Consider the following 13,918-nt stretch of genomic DNA (forward strand, 5'->3'; position numbering starts at 1 on the left):
ACGTTTTGACCGTTCAAGTTTTCGCCTTCTACCTGTTCGCGAGCATCGTCGTGGCATCCGCCACGATGGTCATTCTCGCGCGCAATCCGGTGCACAGCGTGCTCTGGCTCATCCTGGCGTTCTTCAACGCGGCGGGACTCATGGTGCTGCTCGGCGCCGAGTTCGTCGCGATGCTGCTCGTCATCGTCTATGTGGGCGCGGTTGCCGTGCTCTTCCTCTTCGTGGTGATGATGCTCGACATCGATTTCGCGGAGTTGCGAGCGGGATTCGTCAGTTATTTCCCGCTGGGCGGCGCCATCGCGCTGATCCTGCTGGTCGAGCTGGTGCTGGGCATCGCCATCTGGCAGGCCGGTGAGGTCACGCTCGCGCAGCGGGCCGCGCCGACACCCACGGACATGCCGAACATCCAAGCGATCGGCGCGCTGCTTTACTCTCGCTACATCTTCCTGTTCGAGGCGGCCGGGCTCATCCTGCTCGTCGCGATGATCGGAGCCATCGTGCTGACGCATCGCGCACGGGGCGGCGTGCGCTCGCAGGACATTGGCAAGCAGGTCCGCCGCCGGCCCGAGGATGCCGTGCGCAACATCGATCAGCCGGTGGGCAAGGGGGTAGAGCTGTGAGCCTCTTCCGCATCAACGCTCCGTTCGTGTCGAGCGTCGTCGAGACACGTCGCGCACCCCGCTTCTCGACTTCGCTCGAAGCGAACGGAAAGGGAGGTCTTTCCGCATGATCGGCCTGGGTCATTATGTCGTCGTCAGCGCGATCCTGTTCGTGCTCGGCGTGCTCGGCATCTTCATCAACCGCAAGAACATCATCGTCATTCTGATGGCGATCGAGCTGATCCTGCTGGCGGTGAACATCAATCTCGTCGCGTTCAGCGCCTATCTGGGTGATCTGGTCGGGCAGGTCTTCGCCATGTTCGTTCTGACGGTGGCCGCCGGTGAAGCGGCGATCGGTCTGGCGATCCTCGTCATCTATTTCCGTCAGCGCGGCACCATTGCCGTCGACGATGTCAACCAGATGAAGGGCTGATCGCGTGATCTCAATCATCGTCTTCGGTCCGCTGCTGGCCGCGATCATCGCGGGGCTGGGCCAGCGCGCCATCGGCAATGTGCCGTCCAAGATCATCACGACGGGCGCGCTGTTCCTCTCCTGCGCGCTCTCCTGGCCCATCTTCATCTCCTACCTCACCGGCAATGCCCAGCCGCAGATTGTCGAGCTGTTCACCTGGATGCGCTCGGGCACGCTGGACGTCAGCTGGGCGCTGCGGGTGGATTCGCTCACGGCGACGATGCTCGTGGTCATCACCAGCGTCTCCGCGCTCGTCCACCTGTATAGCTGGGGCTATATGGACGAGGACCCGGATCAGCCGCGCTTCTTCGCCTATCTATCGCTGTTCACCTTCGCGATGCTGATGCTGGTGACCGCCAACAACCTGCTGCAGATGTTCTTCGGCTGGGAAGGGGTGGGCCTGGCGTCCTATCTGCTGATCGGTTTCTGGTACAAGAAGCCGTCGGCGGGCGCGGCAGCCATCAAAGCGTTCGTGGTCAACCGCGTCGGCGACTTGGGCTTCATGCTCGGCATCTTCGGCATCTATCTGGTGTTCGGCACGATCGACATTCCGGCGATCCTGGCGGCGGCCCCGACCATGGCCGGTTCGACCATCGGCTTCCTTGGCATGCGCCTCGACACCATGACGGTCCTGTGCCTGCTGCTGTTCATCGGCGCGATGGGCAAGTCCGCGCAGCTCGGCCTCCACACCTGGTTGCCGGACGCGATGGAAGGCCCGACGCCGGTCTCCGCACTGATCCACGCCGCGACCATGGTCACGGCAGGCGTGTTCATGGTGTGCCGCCTCTCGCCGCTGTTCGAGACGAGCGCGACGGCCATGGCGGTGGTTACCATCGTTGGCGCGGCAACCTGCATCTTCGCCGCCACCATCGGCACGGTGCAGACCGACATCAAGCGCGTGATCGCCTATTCGACCTGCTCGCAGCTCGGCTACATGTTCTTCGCCGCTGGCGTGGGTGCTTATGGTGCCGCGATGTTCCACCTGCTGACGCACGCCTTCTTCAAGGCGCTGCTCTTCCTTGGTGCCGGCTCGGTAATCCATGCCATGCATCACGAGCAGGACATGCGCTATTATGGCGGCCTGCGGAAATCGATCCCGATCACCTTCTGGACGATGTTGCTTGGCACGCTGGCCATCACCGGCGTCGGCATTCCCGGCACCTATTTCGGCTTTGCCGGCTTCTTCTCCAAGGATGCCATCCTGGAGAGCGCCTTCGCGGCGGGCGGTCATGGCACGGGCGCGTTCTTCGTCGGCGCCTTCGCGGCGCTGCTCACCAGCTTCTACAGCTGGCGCCTGATGTTCCTGACCTTCTGGGGCAAGCCCCGCTGGGCGGGCAGCGAGCACATTCAGCATGCTGTGCATGACGCGCATGGGCATGATGCCCACGGCCACGGTCATGACGACCATGCCCACGCCGAAGCACATGGCCATGCCGAGCATGGCGCGGATAATCCGCCGGCGCAGGAAGATGCGGGTCATGATCCGCACGGCCATGGCGTCGATGCGCAGGCAACCGGCACGGCAGGCTATCATCCCCATGAGAGCCCGCTGGTCATGCTCATCCCGCTGATCGTGCTGAGCCTTGGCGCGGTCTTCGGCGGCTATGTGTTCTACTACAGCTTCTTCGGGGTCGAGGAGGGCGCCCGCTTCTGGGCGGCCAGCACGCTCTATTTCAACGAGCATCTGGTCCATGCCGCGCATGAAGTGCCGTTCTGGGTGAAGGCGACACCGGCCGTCGTCATGCTCACCGGCCTCGTCATCGCCTGGCTGGCCTATATCCGCCACACCGACTGGCCGGCCAAGTTTACGGCGCAGTTCTACATGCTCTACGATTTCCTGCTGCATAAGTGGTATTTCGACGAGCTGTACGATCTCATCTTCGTTCGCCCGGCCATGTGGCTTGGCCGCGTCTTCTGGAAGGGCGGCGACCAGGGGGTCATCGATCGGTTCGGTCCCAATGGCGCGGCGGCAGTCGTCGTCGCGGGCAGCCGGGTCACGCGGGCCATGCAGTCGGGCTATCTCTATTCCTATGCGCTGGTGATGCTGATTGGCCTCGCCGCGGCAGTCACCTGGGCGATCATGCCGAAATGAGCCAGAGCTTCCCCATCCTTTCGCTGATGCTCGCCGTTCCGATGATCGGCGCCATCGCCTGCCTGTTCGTCTCGGCGCAGTCGGCGCGCTGGATCGCGCTCGCCGCGACCCTGATCGACCTGTTGCTGGGCGCTATCCTCTGGCTGAGCTTCGACATGACGCTTGGTGCGGCGGAGTGGCAGTTCACCGAATATGCGCCCATTTTCGGCAAGTTCGCCTGGGCGCTGGGCATTGACGGCATCGCCCTGATGCTGATTGCGCTCACGGTGTTCCTGATGCCGATCTGCATCGGCGCGAGCTGGGAATCCGTGAAGGACCGCGTCGGCGAATATATGGCGGCGTTCCTGTTCATGGAGACGCTGATGATCGGCGTCTTCGCGGCGCAGGACATCTTCCTCTTCTACATCTTCTTCGAGGCCGGCCTCATCCCGATGTATCTCATCATCGGCATCTGGGGCGGCGCGGACCGGATCTACGCCAGCTACAAATTCTTCCTCTATACGCTGCTCGGCTCGGTTCTGATGCTCATCGCGATGCTGTGGATGGTCCGCGTGGCCGGCTCCACCGCAATCCCGGTGCTGATGGCCTATGACTTCCCGCCGCACGCGCAGACCTGGCTGTTCCTCGCCTTCTTCGCCAGCTTCGCGGTGAAGATGCCCATGTGGCCGGTCCATACCTGGCTGCCGGATGCGCACGTGCAGGCGCCGACCGCAGGGTCGGTGATCCTCGCCGGTGTGCTGCTGAAGATGGGCGGCTATGGCTTCATCCGCTTCTCGCTGCCGATGTTCCCGGTCGCCTCGGCCGAACTGGCCTGGCTGGTCTGGGGCCTCTCGATGGTCGCGGTGGTCTACACCAGCCTCGTCGCGCTGGTGCAGAGCGATATGAAGAAGCTGATCGCTTATTCCTCGGTCGCGCACATGGCGATCGTGACGGTCGGCCTGTTCGCCTTCAACCAGCAGGGCGTCGAGGGCGCCATGATGGTGATGCTGGGCCACGGCCTGGTTTCCGGCGCGCTCTTCCTGTGCGTGGGCATCATCTATGATCGCCTGCACACCCGCGAGATCAGTCGCTATGGCGGCCTTGCCGTCAACATGCCCAAATATGCGCTGCTGTTCATGCTCTTCACCATGGCCTCCGTTGGCCTGCCGGGCACGAGCAACTTCGTCGGCGAACTCTTGTCGCTGATGGGCATCTATCAGGCATCGAGCTGGGTTGCGCTGGTCTGCACCACCGGCATCATTCTGGGCGCCGCCTATATGCTGTGGCTCTACCGCCGCGTGGTGTTCGGCGATCTGGTCAAGGACGACGTGCGCGCCATGCCGGACCTCTCGGCGCGCGAACTGGCGCTGCTGGTGCCGATTGCCGCCGCAGTCCTGTGGATGGGCGTCTATCCTGAGAGCTTCCTGGCGCCGATGCGCGGCAATGTCGCCAGCATCGTTGCCCGCACCGAGGCCGTGAAGCCCGCCGGTGACGCCCATCTCACCAAGGGCACCGGCAAAGCCGTTGACACACATCACGAAGAACACGCCGAGGGGGCGCACTGATGGATAGCCTGGGCGTATTTGCTTCGGTCCTGCCGGAAATCACGCTGACGATCTCAGGCCTGGTCCTGCTGATGGTCAGTGCCTTTGCAGGCGACAGCGCCGGTCGCACGGTGAGCTGGCTCTCGGTGCTGGCGCTGGCCGTGGCCGGGCTGCTGCTCGCCACGCCGGCCGTGAATGCCGGCGGCCTGATCTTCGAGGGTCTCTACCGCGCCGATGCCTTTGCGAGTTTCGCCAAGGCGCTGATCTTCTTCGCGGCTGCGGCCTGCATCGTCGTGGCGCCGCGCTTCTTCGATGGCGACGGTGGCCTGCGCGCCGAATATCCGGTGCTGATCCTCTTCTCGTCCATCGGCATGTCGATGATGGTGTCGGCGGCCGATCTGCTGACGCTCTATATCGGCCTCGAGCTGCAGAGTCTGGCGGCCTATGTGCTGGCGAGCTTTGCCCGCAAGGATTCGCGGTCGGCAGAAGCGGGCCTCAAATATTTCGTACTCGGCGGCCTCGCGAGCGGCATCCTGCTTTATGGCATGTCGCTGCTCTATGGCTTCTCCGGTACGACGAGCTTCACTGGTGTCGCTGCAGCGATGGCCGATGGACTGAGCACCGGCGAAATGTTCGGCATGGTGTTCGTGCTGGCTGGTCTTGCCTTCAAGATCAGTGCGGTGCCGTTCCACATGTGGACGCCCGACGTGTATGAAGGTGCGCCGACGCCGGTTACCGCCTTCTTCGCTAGCGCACCCAAGGTCGCTGCGCTCGCTCTGACAGTGCGCGTGGCGATCAGCGCGATGGGACCGAGCGGCGTCGCCTGGCAGCAGATCATCATCTTCATGGCCTTGGCCTCCATCGTGCTGGGTGCCGTCGCGGCGATCAACCAGCCCAACATCAAGCGACTGTTGGCTTATTCCTCGATCAACAACATCGGTTTCGCACTGATCGGTCTGGCAGCCGGCACGGCCGAAGGTGTTGCGGCGGTGATGAGTTATCTGTTCATCTACATCATCATGACGGTCGGCAGCTTCGCCTGTGTGCTGCAGATGCGCGACGAGAACGGCAACCCGGTCGAGACGATCGCGAGCCTTGCAGGCCTGTCGCGCTCGCGGCCGGGTCTGGCGGCTGCGCTGGCCATCTTCATGTTCAGCCTTGCAGGCATTCCGCCGCTGTTCGGCTTCTGGGCCAAGTTCCTGGTGTTTGATGCCGCCGTCGGTGCGGGCCTCACGCCGCTCGCCGCCATCGGTATCGCGGCTTCGGTGATTGGTGCCTTCTATTATCTCAAGGTGGTCAAGACGATGTACTTCGACCAGCCGGCCGAGCCTTATGGCACCGCGCGCAGCCCGCTGGAATATGGGCTTATGACCGCCTGCGCGGCGATCATTGTGGTGGGCTATCTGCTCAACCCCTGGCTCGACCGGGCGAGCGCGGCTGCTGCAGCCTCGCTGTTCTGAGACCGCCGCGTGTCGCCTCCCCAGTGGGGCGACGCGGCGGTGCGCAGTGGGCGCATCGATGACCCTCGATCACTGCATGGCGTCACAGGGGCGCGGCTAAATGGCGCACGCGCGCATCCATGTCGTGCCGGAGACTGGCTCCACCAATGCCGATCTGCGCGCGCAGGCGGATCGCTGGCCGAATGGGCACTGGCTGCGCGCCGAGCTTCAGACGGCGGGGCGAGGGCGGCTTGGGCGTGCATGGCAAAGCCCGACGGGCAATCTCTACGCCTCCACGCTGATCGCGTTGCAACCGGGCGATCCGCCAGTCACCGGCATCAGTCTGATGATGGGGATCGCGGTCCATGACGCGCTGTCCCGCCTCGCTGAGAGTGCGTCGATCCTGCTGAAATGGCCCAATGATGTGCTGGCGGATGGCGCCAAGCTCGCGGGCATGTTGCTGGAGCGGGAGGGGCAGGCGATCATCGCCGGGATCGGGGTCAACATCGCCACCGCGCCGTCGCTCGCCGACCGCCCGACCGTAGCGCTGAGCTCACTGCCGGGCGGGGCCGGCCTCACTGCGGAGACAGTCCTCGATGCGTTGGTTCTCGCGGTCGACCGCTGGCTGCTGCTTTGGCGCGCCGAGGGAATGGCCGCGCTCGTCCCGGCCTGGCTCGCGCGTGCGCATCCCGTCGGTACGCCGCTGGTGGTGACAGGCACGGGCAGCGCCCCCTTACACGGGCGCTTTGCTGGCCTGCGCGACGATGGTGCGCTGATGCTGGCCCGTGAGGATGGCACACAGGCCGTCATCCACAGCGGCGATGTCGGCATATTGCCTTGAATTCGGCGCTGGAAACGCGCAACGCCGCCTGAGAGGATCAGCCCATGTTGCTAGCCATCGATGCCGGAAATACCAATGTCGTCTTCGCGCTGATCGCGTCCAATCGCACGATCCGCGCCCGCTGGCGGATCGCCACCGATCCGCGCCGCACCGGCGATGAATATGCCGTGTGGATCAACCAGCTGCTCCAGCTCGAAGGGCTGGGCATGAAGGATGTGACGGCGGTGATCGTCTCTACCGTCGTGCCGCGCGCGATGCATAATCTCGATACGCTCGCCCGCAAATATTTCGGCGTCGAGCCGCTGATTGCCGGCAAGCCGCCGGTGGAGTGGCACATCAATGTGGACGTGCCGATGCCGCAGACGCTCGGTGCGGATCGCGCGCTCAATGCCATCGCCGCCCATGACGCCTATGAAGGCGATCTCATCGTCATCGATTTCGGCACGGCAACCACCTTCGACTATATCGATTATACCGGCGCCTATAAGGGCGGGATCATTGCGCCGGGCATCAACCTGTCGCTCGATGCGCTCGTGAACAATGCCGCGAAACTGCCCCGCATCGCCATCGAATCCCCCCGTAACAATGATTCCGTGATCGGCCGCACCACGGAGGACCAGATGCTGATTGGTGTTTTCTGGGGATATGTGGCAATGATGGAGGGGCTGGTCATGCGGATGCGCAAGGAGATCGGCCGCCCGGCGACTGTTCTTGCCACCGGCGGCCTCGCCATCTTGTTCGACCAGAAGACCGATCTCTTCGATGCCATCGTGCCGGATCTCACATTGACCGGCCTGGCACTCCTTTATGAACGCAGCGGAAAAAGTGCATGACGCCAGGCGATGAACTTCTCTTCCTGGCCCTTGGTGGGTCAGGCGAAATCGGCATGAATCTCAATCTCTATGGCTGTCGTGGCAAATGGTTGATGGTGGATCTGGGGGTGACCTTCTCCGATCCGTCCTTCCCCGGGATCGATCTCATCATGCCGGACACCGCCTTCATCGAGGAGCGGCAGAAGGATCTGCTCGGCATCGTGCTTACCCATGGGCATGAGGATCATATCGGCGCGGTGCCTTATCTCGCGGCCGATCTCGACGTGCCGATCTATGCAACGCCGTTCACCGCCGGTCTGGTGCGGGGCAAGCTTGCCGAGGAAGGTCTGACGGACAGCGTGACGCTGCATGTCATCCAGGAGGACGAGAGCTTCCAACTCGGCGACTTCCGGATGCGCTATCTGCCGCTGGCGCACTCGATTCCTGAAGGGAATGCGCTGCTGATCGAGACGCCCTTTGGCCGCATCTTCCACACCGGCGACTGGAAGCTCGACGACGAGCCGCAGATCGGCGTGCCCTCCACGGCGGAAGAACTCAAAGCCGTCGGTGACGAGGGCGTACTGGCGCTCGTGTGCGACAGCACCAATGTCTTCAATCCCGAGGCCAGCGGCTCGGAAGGCTCTGTGCAGGCCGATCTGCTGAGCACCATCGCCGGCGCCAGGGGCAGGGTGGTGGTGACCACCTTCGCCAGCAATGCCGCGCGCCTGCAGACGCTGGCCAATGTGGCGCGGCTCACCGGGCGTAAACTCTGCGTGGCGGGGCGCTCGCTCGATCGCATCATCACCATCGCCAAGAGCTGCGGCTATCTGCAGAATCTGCCGCCGATGCTGGACTTCGACGCGATCATGGCGGTGCCGCCGCGCGAGGCGATGATCATCGCGACCGGAGGCCAGGGCGAATCCCGCGCCGCGCTCGCCCGCATCGCGACCGATCAACACCCGATCAAGCTGGATACCGGCGACACGGTGATCTTCTCGTCGCGCAAGATTCCTGGCAACGAGCTGGCCATCGGCCGCATCCAGAATGCGCTGGCCGCCAAGAATGTGGTGATGATCACCGAGAATGATGCGCATATCCACGTTTCCGGCCACCCCGGGCGGCCGGAGCTTGCGGCAATGTATGGCTGGATACGGCCCGAGATGATCGTTCCGGTGCATGGCGAATTACGCCATATGGCCGAACAGGCGCGCTTTGCCGCCGAGCAGGGCATCGAGCGCGGCATTGTGCAAACCAATGGCGACATCATCCGCCTCGCGCCCGATGGGCCGCACAAGATCGGCGAGACGCGCGCCGGACGCCTCGTGCTGGATGGCGACGTCATCCTGCCGGCCGATGGCAACACCATGAACGAGCGCCGCAAGATCATGATCCACGGCCATATGAGCGTGGGGCTTGCCATTTCTTCCAAGGGCAAGATGCTGGGCGTGCCGGATATCCGCACCAAGGGCGTGCCGGTGGAGGATGATCGCGAGCAGTTCCTGGCCGATGCGGCCAAGGCTGTGGGCGCAGTGGTTGCCAAGGGCAAGGCGAGTGGGGACGTCGAATCCTTGCGGGAAGCAGTGCGCATCGGCGCGCGCCGCGTGGCGTTCGAGTGGACCGGCAAGAAGCCGATCGTCGATGTGACGATCGTGCAGGCCGGCTGAGGGAGGCGAGGATGCAAATCGGCTCCGCGCTGGCGATCTATTTTCTGATCTGGTTTCTCAGCCTGTTTCTGGTGTTGCCGTTCGGCGTGCGCACCAGCGACGAGCTTGGGAAGGAGAAGGTGCCGGGGCAGGCGGACAGCGCACCCCATGAGTTTCGCTTCTTCCGCATGATCCTGCGCACGACGGTGCTTTCCGCCCTGTTCTTTGCGCTGTTCTACGCGAACTGGCAATATGGCTGGGTGACCATCCGCAGCTTCGACGGGTTTTTAAATGCGCCGGAGAGCCTCCGGCAATAAGCGGGGAGGCGGGCGCGCGGTTTCAGCCGCGCGCCCCGCTCAGTTCGGCCTCAATTTGGCCGAAGCCGGTCGATACCCTGTGCAAGCGCCACGTAGAGCTTGCCGATATCCGACGAGATCATTGTCAGCGCCAGCGTGCTGCCATCCTTGGCGGCCATCACCGTGCGCAGCAGCATTTCGAAGTCGCGGATGTAGCGGTTCACATGCTCGCGGAAGGTGGCATCGTCCTGATAGAGGGCGTGGATCTGCTTCGCCTCGGCATTGTTGACCAGCTTGGTCGCCCGCCGAGCGAACAGACCCTGATCCCCCTTGAGATAGGCGTTCCAGTCGCTGTCCGAGACATCCTTGTCGAACCATTTGCCGACATCGATGGCGTGCTCGCCCAAGGCGCCGATGAGCATGGCCGAGCGTTCGGAGATCAGGTCGCGGTCCTGCGTCTCCAGCTTCTCGCGATGTGCGCTGATGGCGAGGTCGAGCGTCTTGCTGGCTTCGGCAAGGGTCAGCATGTCGCCGCTCAGCTTGTGCGTTGCCTTCTGGGCGGTCTGCGCAGCCTCGTCGGCCGCTTGGGCCAGCCGGGCCAGTTCGCTCGAAACGGTCGCCTCGACCACCTGCCGGATGGCCTTGTCGCTGGCCACGGCGAGGCCCTGGGCGGCTGTCGGGATCACGCTGTCCATCGCTTCGCGCGCGCGCAGAGCGGCGGCGTCGGCGGCATTGCGGACTTCGCCCAGCGCTTCCGCCAGGCGCGGGCCGACGGTTTCGCCGAGCGTTTCCATGCCACGACCTGCCTGCTCGACCGCCTCGGCCAGAGCCGCGATCTGCTGGCGCTGCGCGGCAAGAGCGTCCTGCGACTTGCACAAAGCCTCGGTGAGCACGCTGAGCTGAGTGTTGGTCGCCTTGTCGGACTCGCGCAACTGGCTGACGACGCCGGTCGCCACCGCTTCCACGGCCTCAAGCGCAGGCCCCGCCGTGCGAATGCGCTCGTGCATCGTGCCAAGCTGGCTTTCCACCCGGCCAATCGCGGCCGGCAGGCTCTCGTCCAGCTCGCGCACGCTGCTGTCGAGGGCGAGCAGCAACGCTTCAGTGCGCTGGATAAGCTGGCCGGCATGGCCATCGCCGCGCCCCAGCGTCTCGATCAGGGCCTGGGTTTCCCCTGACAGCCGGCTGAGCGTGCCGGAAAGCTGCTGGGTGCGCGCCAGCGAGGCCTGCTCCAGCGCATCGAACGAATTTGCAAGCGCGGCTGCTTGCTCGCTCGTCTGGGTCAGCCACTGCGTGCTCCTGCCGGTCTGCCCTTCCAGCCGGGCATCGAGACCGTCCAGCAGGGCTTCCATCTCGCGGCAGGTGGACGCGAAGCGATCCAGACCGCCGCTGGATGCACGGTCGATCGCCGCGGCGCTCTGTTCGACGAGCGCGGCCAGCGCGGCATTCTGCGCATCAAGGCGCTGCTCGGTCGCATCGAGCACGGATTTCACGCGGTCGATGATGAGGTCGAGGCGGGCAGAGGAGAGTTCGGAGAGATTGGTCAGCTCTTCTCCTGCGTCATGGGCGCCGTCACGCAGACCGGAGATCTGCGCCGAGAGCGCCTTGCCGGCATCGGTGAGCTGCAGGCGGACTTCCTCCGCCACCAAAGCTGTCGCCTGCAATTGATGATCGAGCGCGTCGTGGCGCTGGCCCAGATCGCCACCGACCCGTGCGAGCGTTTCGCCCAGTGTCGCCAGCCGGTCCTCCAGCTTGGGCAGCGTATCAACCATCGCGGCGAGCCGGTCGCCGACAGCACTCACGCGAGAGAGCGAGGTCGTGCTGTTCTGGCCGAGCAGATCGGTCTGCGCGGCGATGTCCGTCATGGATCGGCGCAGGGACTCGCTCGCCGCCTCGGCTGCCCGGGCGGTTTCGCGGGTCTGGCCGGCAAGCTGGCCGTTCACGTCAGTAAGCATGGTCAGGGCCTGGCGCGCTTCGCTGGTGATCTGCGCGGCGTCGTCGGCGCTGATCGAGGCGGCCGCCGCAGCCGGGCGTCGCATCAGGATCACCGCGAGGCCGCCGAGGATCAACAAGGGTGCCGTCGCGACTGCGATCAGGTTGATCAGCCATGCGGAGCGCGCGCCGATGTCCGGATCGGTCCCACTGGCGACCACAAGCGCGACCCAGCCGACGGCAATGACGCCCAAGCCCCCCAGAGCGGCTTTCCGCGCCGGGCTGAGCGGTTCGCTCTCTTCGGCGCCGTTTGCGAAGGATATGGCCATGCCTTGATCTCCCCCAGAAGAACGATCGGGAAAGGCGGGCGCGTCCCAGCCTGCATCCGACTCGTTGCGGCGCGAGACGCCGTCCTGTTTCACGTGTTCTGGCCCCTTATTGATGCCGCTAATCTGGTCGATATCCCGCCCATCCGTACCGTTTTGGGACGGATTTTCGACTTTTCGGGCGTCGGACATGACATTTCCTTAACATGTTCCCTCTGAGGGGGAACCCGGTTTTACACTCTGTTCACCTTTCGAAGGTTATCAGATGGCCATGGCATATGATCCTGGCACGCTCGAAGCAGCCCTTGCTGCGGCAGTCGGTTCCGACCGTGCGCTCATCGCGGATTTGCGTCGCGCATTCCTCGAAAGCGCAGGCCGGCAGGTTGATCTTCTCGCCCGTTCTCGCTGCGATGCGAACTGGACAATGGCGGCGCTGCGACTCAAGGGGCTGTGCGCCAGCTTTGGCGTTAATCGCCTGATGAACCTCGCTGATGAAGCGCTGGTGGGCGCGCCGGGCGATCCGGTCATCCTGCGGCGCATCACCCAGGCGCTCGCGACGGTCGGGGCGGAAAACGAAGACTGACAGCCCGACCGCATGTGTCGGCTGATCACTCTCACGGCATCCCCCTGTGTCGAAATGGGGGCCTTGCAATCGGGCCACCGCATTGCCAGACAGATTGTCTGTGTCGAATGTCGGTCTCTAGGTAGCATCCATGGTGCTGGTCGCTCTGCTCAGTGCGCGCAATGCCGCACGGGACGGTCTGCAGTCGCCCGTGTCATCGGCGCTGCTGGACTTTGGCGGCCAGAGCCTCATCGAGTATCAGGCGCGGCTGGCGCTTGGCGCGGGCGCGGAAAAGCTCATCATCCATGCCGATGCGGCGGCGGCCGAGGCGGACTTGCCCGGCCTCACCCGCATGGCCGATCACATCGCGCGAGAGACCGATTGCCCGGTGAGCGTGGTGCGCGACATGCCGGAACTGGCCCGCACGATTGCACCGGAAGACCTCGTTCTGCTGATGGCGGAAGGGGCGGTGATCCCCTCAGAAGCGCTCGACGCCCTGACGATCAGCGGTGGCGAGGCGGTGCTGGTGCTGCCCTCTGGCGCGAGCACGGCCAGCTTCGAGCGGCTGGATGCCAGCAGCATGTGGGGCGGGGCGTTCTGTGTTTCCGGGGAACGGCTGCTCGCAACGCTGGATATGCTGGGCGAGTGGGATCTGGTGCTCACCTTGCTCCGTCGCGCCGTTCAGGATGGCGTGGAGCGGATCATGCTGCCGCCCGAGCCGGTGCTGCAGGGCCGGTTGGCCTTCCTCACCGATCAGTCCAGCGCCGATCTGGCGCTGAATGCCCTCAGCGATTACGCCCCCGACGCAAGCTGGCGCGATGGCGGCGGCGTTGCGGCCTTGCTGGCGCCGCTCTCGCGTACGTTGCTGCGCGAGTTGATGCACCGGCAGGCGGAACCGGGACATATCGCGCTGCTCGCCGTGCTGCTGTGCGCGGGCAGCGTGGCAGTGGGACTCAGCGGATGGGCTTTCCCGGCGCTGCTCCTCATGCTGCCGGCGCTCGGCATCGCGGCGCTGGCGGACCGTTATGCGCAACTGACCCTGCGCGCGACCGGTCGGCGGTGGCCGTTGGCGCTGGTGCAGGGCGGCGCGCTGCTGCTGTTGGGCATGACCGGTTTGCGCGCGGCGGGAGCGGACCCGCTGGCGCTCACGACGGTGCTGTTCGTGCTGCTGTTCCTCACTCTTTTCACCTTCGGGTCGGAACGAACGCCGCCCACTGCGCTTTGGGAAGTGCAGCTTCGTCCCGGCGTCCCGGCGGCATTGCTGATGGTGCTTGGCGGCGTTATCGTCGGCTATGTGGGAATAGCCTTTGCGCTGCTCGGCTGGGTTCTGGCCGGTCTTCTGGCCGCGCGACTGTTCCATTTGGGAAGGTCCGAATTTTAGGGC

Annotated in this window: 12 protein-coding genes; 11 read left to right on the forward strand and 1 reads right to left on the reverse strand. The window is 64.5% G+C overall.

Going from position 1 to position 13,918, the window contains the following annotated elements:
• The first annotated feature begins 5 nt into the window (after positions 1-5).
• The 9 genes from M2334_RS06655 to M2334_RS06695 all read left to right on the forward strand — a co-directional run bounded on the left by M2334_RS06655 (position 6) and on the right by M2334_RS06695 (position 9,738).
• Positions 6-620: an NADH-quinone oxidoreductase subunit J gene (locus M2334_RS06655; RefSeq protein ID WP_181560076.1), complete on the forward strand. Its 615-nt coding sequence runs from the start codon at positions 6-8 to the stop codon at positions 618-620.
• A gap of 106 nt (positions 621-726) precedes the next feature.
• Positions 727-1,032, forward strand: coding sequence for an NADH-quinone oxidoreductase subunit NuoK (nuoK, locus tag M2334_RS06660; protein WP_181560075.1), 306 nt, complete (start codon positions 727-729; stop codon positions 1,030-1,032).
• A 4-nt stretch (positions 1,033-1,036) separates the two neighbouring features.
• Positions 1,037-3,163, forward strand: a complete 2,127-nt coding sequence (nuoL, locus tag M2334_RS06665) for an NADH-quinone oxidoreductase subunit L (protein WP_264605065.1) — start codon at positions 1,037-1,039, stop codon at positions 3,161-3,163.
• The gene (locus tag M2334_RS06670; RefSeq protein ID WP_264605066.1) at positions 3,160-4,707 is read left to right on the forward strand and encodes an NADH-quinone oxidoreductase subunit M; all 1,548 of its coding nucleotides are present in this window, start codon (positions 3,160-3,162) and stop codon (positions 4,705-4,707) included. The genes nuoL and M2334_RS06670 overlap by 4 nt, the downstream gene beginning before the upstream one ends.
• Positions 4,707-6,146 carry an NADH-quinone oxidoreductase subunit NuoN gene (gene nuoN, locus M2334_RS06675; RefSeq protein WP_264605067.1) on the forward strand — a complete coding sequence of 480 codons (1,440 nt, stop codon included), beginning with the start codon at positions 4,707-4,709 and terminating at the stop codon, positions 6,144-6,146. The genes M2334_RS06670 and nuoN overlap by 1 nt, the downstream gene beginning before the upstream one ends.
• 100 nt (positions 6,147-6,246) lie before the next feature.
• Positions 6,247-6,966 (forward strand): biotin--[acetyl-CoA-carboxylase] ligase, encoded by a 720-nt coding sequence (locus M2334_RS06680; protein ID WP_264594262.1) that lies wholly within the window; start codon positions 6,247-6,249, stop codon positions 6,964-6,966.
• Positions 6,967-7,010: 44 nt separating this feature from the next.
• On the forward strand, positions 7,011-7,799 hold the full coding sequence (locus M2334_RS06685) for a type III pantothenate kinase (protein WP_264594263.1): 789 nt from the start codon (positions 7,011-7,013) through the stop codon (positions 7,797-7,799).
• Positions 7,796-9,442, forward strand: coding sequence for a ribonuclease J (locus tag M2334_RS06690; protein WP_264594264.1), 1,647 nt, complete (start codon positions 7,796-7,798; stop codon positions 9,440-9,442). The genes M2334_RS06685 and M2334_RS06690 overlap by 4 nt, the downstream gene beginning before the upstream one ends.
• Positions 9,443-9,453: 11 nt before the next feature.
• Complete coding sequence (locus tag M2334_RS06695; protein ID WP_264578589.1) at positions 9,454-9,738, forward strand: DUF1467 family protein; 285 nt, start codon at positions 9,454-9,456, stop codon at positions 9,736-9,738.
• A 50-nt stretch (positions 9,739-9,788) separates the two neighbouring features.
• Here the strand turns inward: M2334_RS06695 and M2334_RS06700 are convergent, their stop codons facing one another.
• Entirely contained in the window at positions 9,789-11,975 is a 2,187-nt protein-coding gene (locus M2334_RS06700; protein ID WP_264605068.1) for a hypothetical protein, read from the reverse strand.
• A gap of 268 nt (positions 11,976-12,243) precedes the next feature.
• On the opposite strand from M2334_RS06700, the gene M2334_RS06705 reads away from it, so the two are divergent.
• Positions 12,244-12,555 carry an Hpt domain-containing protein gene (locus M2334_RS06705; RefSeq protein ID WP_264570741.1) on the forward strand — a complete coding sequence of 104 codons (312 nt, stop codon included), beginning with the start codon at positions 12,244-12,246 and terminating at the stop codon, positions 12,553-12,555.
• 130 nt (positions 12,556-12,685) lie between these two features.
• Positions 12,686-13,915: a hypothetical protein gene (locus M2334_RS06710; RefSeq protein WP_181560065.1), complete on the forward strand. Its 1,230-nt coding sequence runs from the start codon at positions 12,686-12,688 to the stop codon at positions 13,913-13,915.
• Positions 13,916-13,918: the final 3 nt, after the last annotated feature.

It is taken from the genome of Sphingobium sp. B11D3D (assembly GCF_025961755.1).
Taxonomy (GTDB): Bacteria; Pseudomonadota; Alphaproteobacteria; order Sphingomonadales; family Sphingomonadaceae; genus Sphingobium.

Bases quoted from the DNA above. Each gene is read 5' to 3' on its own strand.
- nuoK (WP_181560075.1), top strand. From the start codon at position 727: ATGATCGGCCTGGGTCATTATGTCGTCGTCAGCGCGATCCTGTTCGTG.
- M2334_RS06670 (WP_264605066.1), top strand. From the start codon at position 3,160: ATGAGCCAGAGCTTCCCCATCCTTTCGCTGATGCTCGCCGTTCCGATG.
- nuoN (WP_264605067.1), top strand. From the start codon at position 4,707: ATGGATAGCCTGGGCGTATTTGCTTCGGTCCTGCCGGAAATCACGCTG.
- M2334_RS06680 (WP_264594262.1), top strand. From the start codon at position 6,247: ATGGCGCACGCGCGCATCCATGTCGTGCCGGAGACTGGCTCCACCAAT.
- M2334_RS06685 (WP_264594263.1), top strand. From the start codon at position 7,011: ATGTTGCTAGCCATCGATGCCGGAAATACCAATGTCGTCTTCGCGCTG.
- M2334_RS06690 (WP_264594264.1), top strand. From the start codon at position 7,796: ATGACGCCAGGCGATGAACTTCTCTTCCTGGCCCTTGGTGGGTCAGGC.
- M2334_RS06695 (WP_264578589.1), top strand. From the start codon at position 9,454: ATGCAAATCGGCTCCGCGCTGGCGATCTATTTTCTGATCTGGTTTCTC.
- M2334_RS06700 (WP_264605068.1), bottom strand. From the start codon at position 11,975: ATGGCCATATCCTTCGCAAACGGCGCCGAAGAGAGCGAACCGCTCAGC.
- M2334_RS06705 (WP_264570741.1), top strand. From the start codon at position 12,244: ATGGCATATGATCCTGGCACGCTCGAAGCAGCCCTTGCTGCGGCAGTC.
- M2334_RS06710 (WP_181560065.1), top strand. From the start codon at position 12,686: ATGGTGCTGGTCGCTCTGCTCAGTGCGCGCAATGCCGCACGGGACGGT.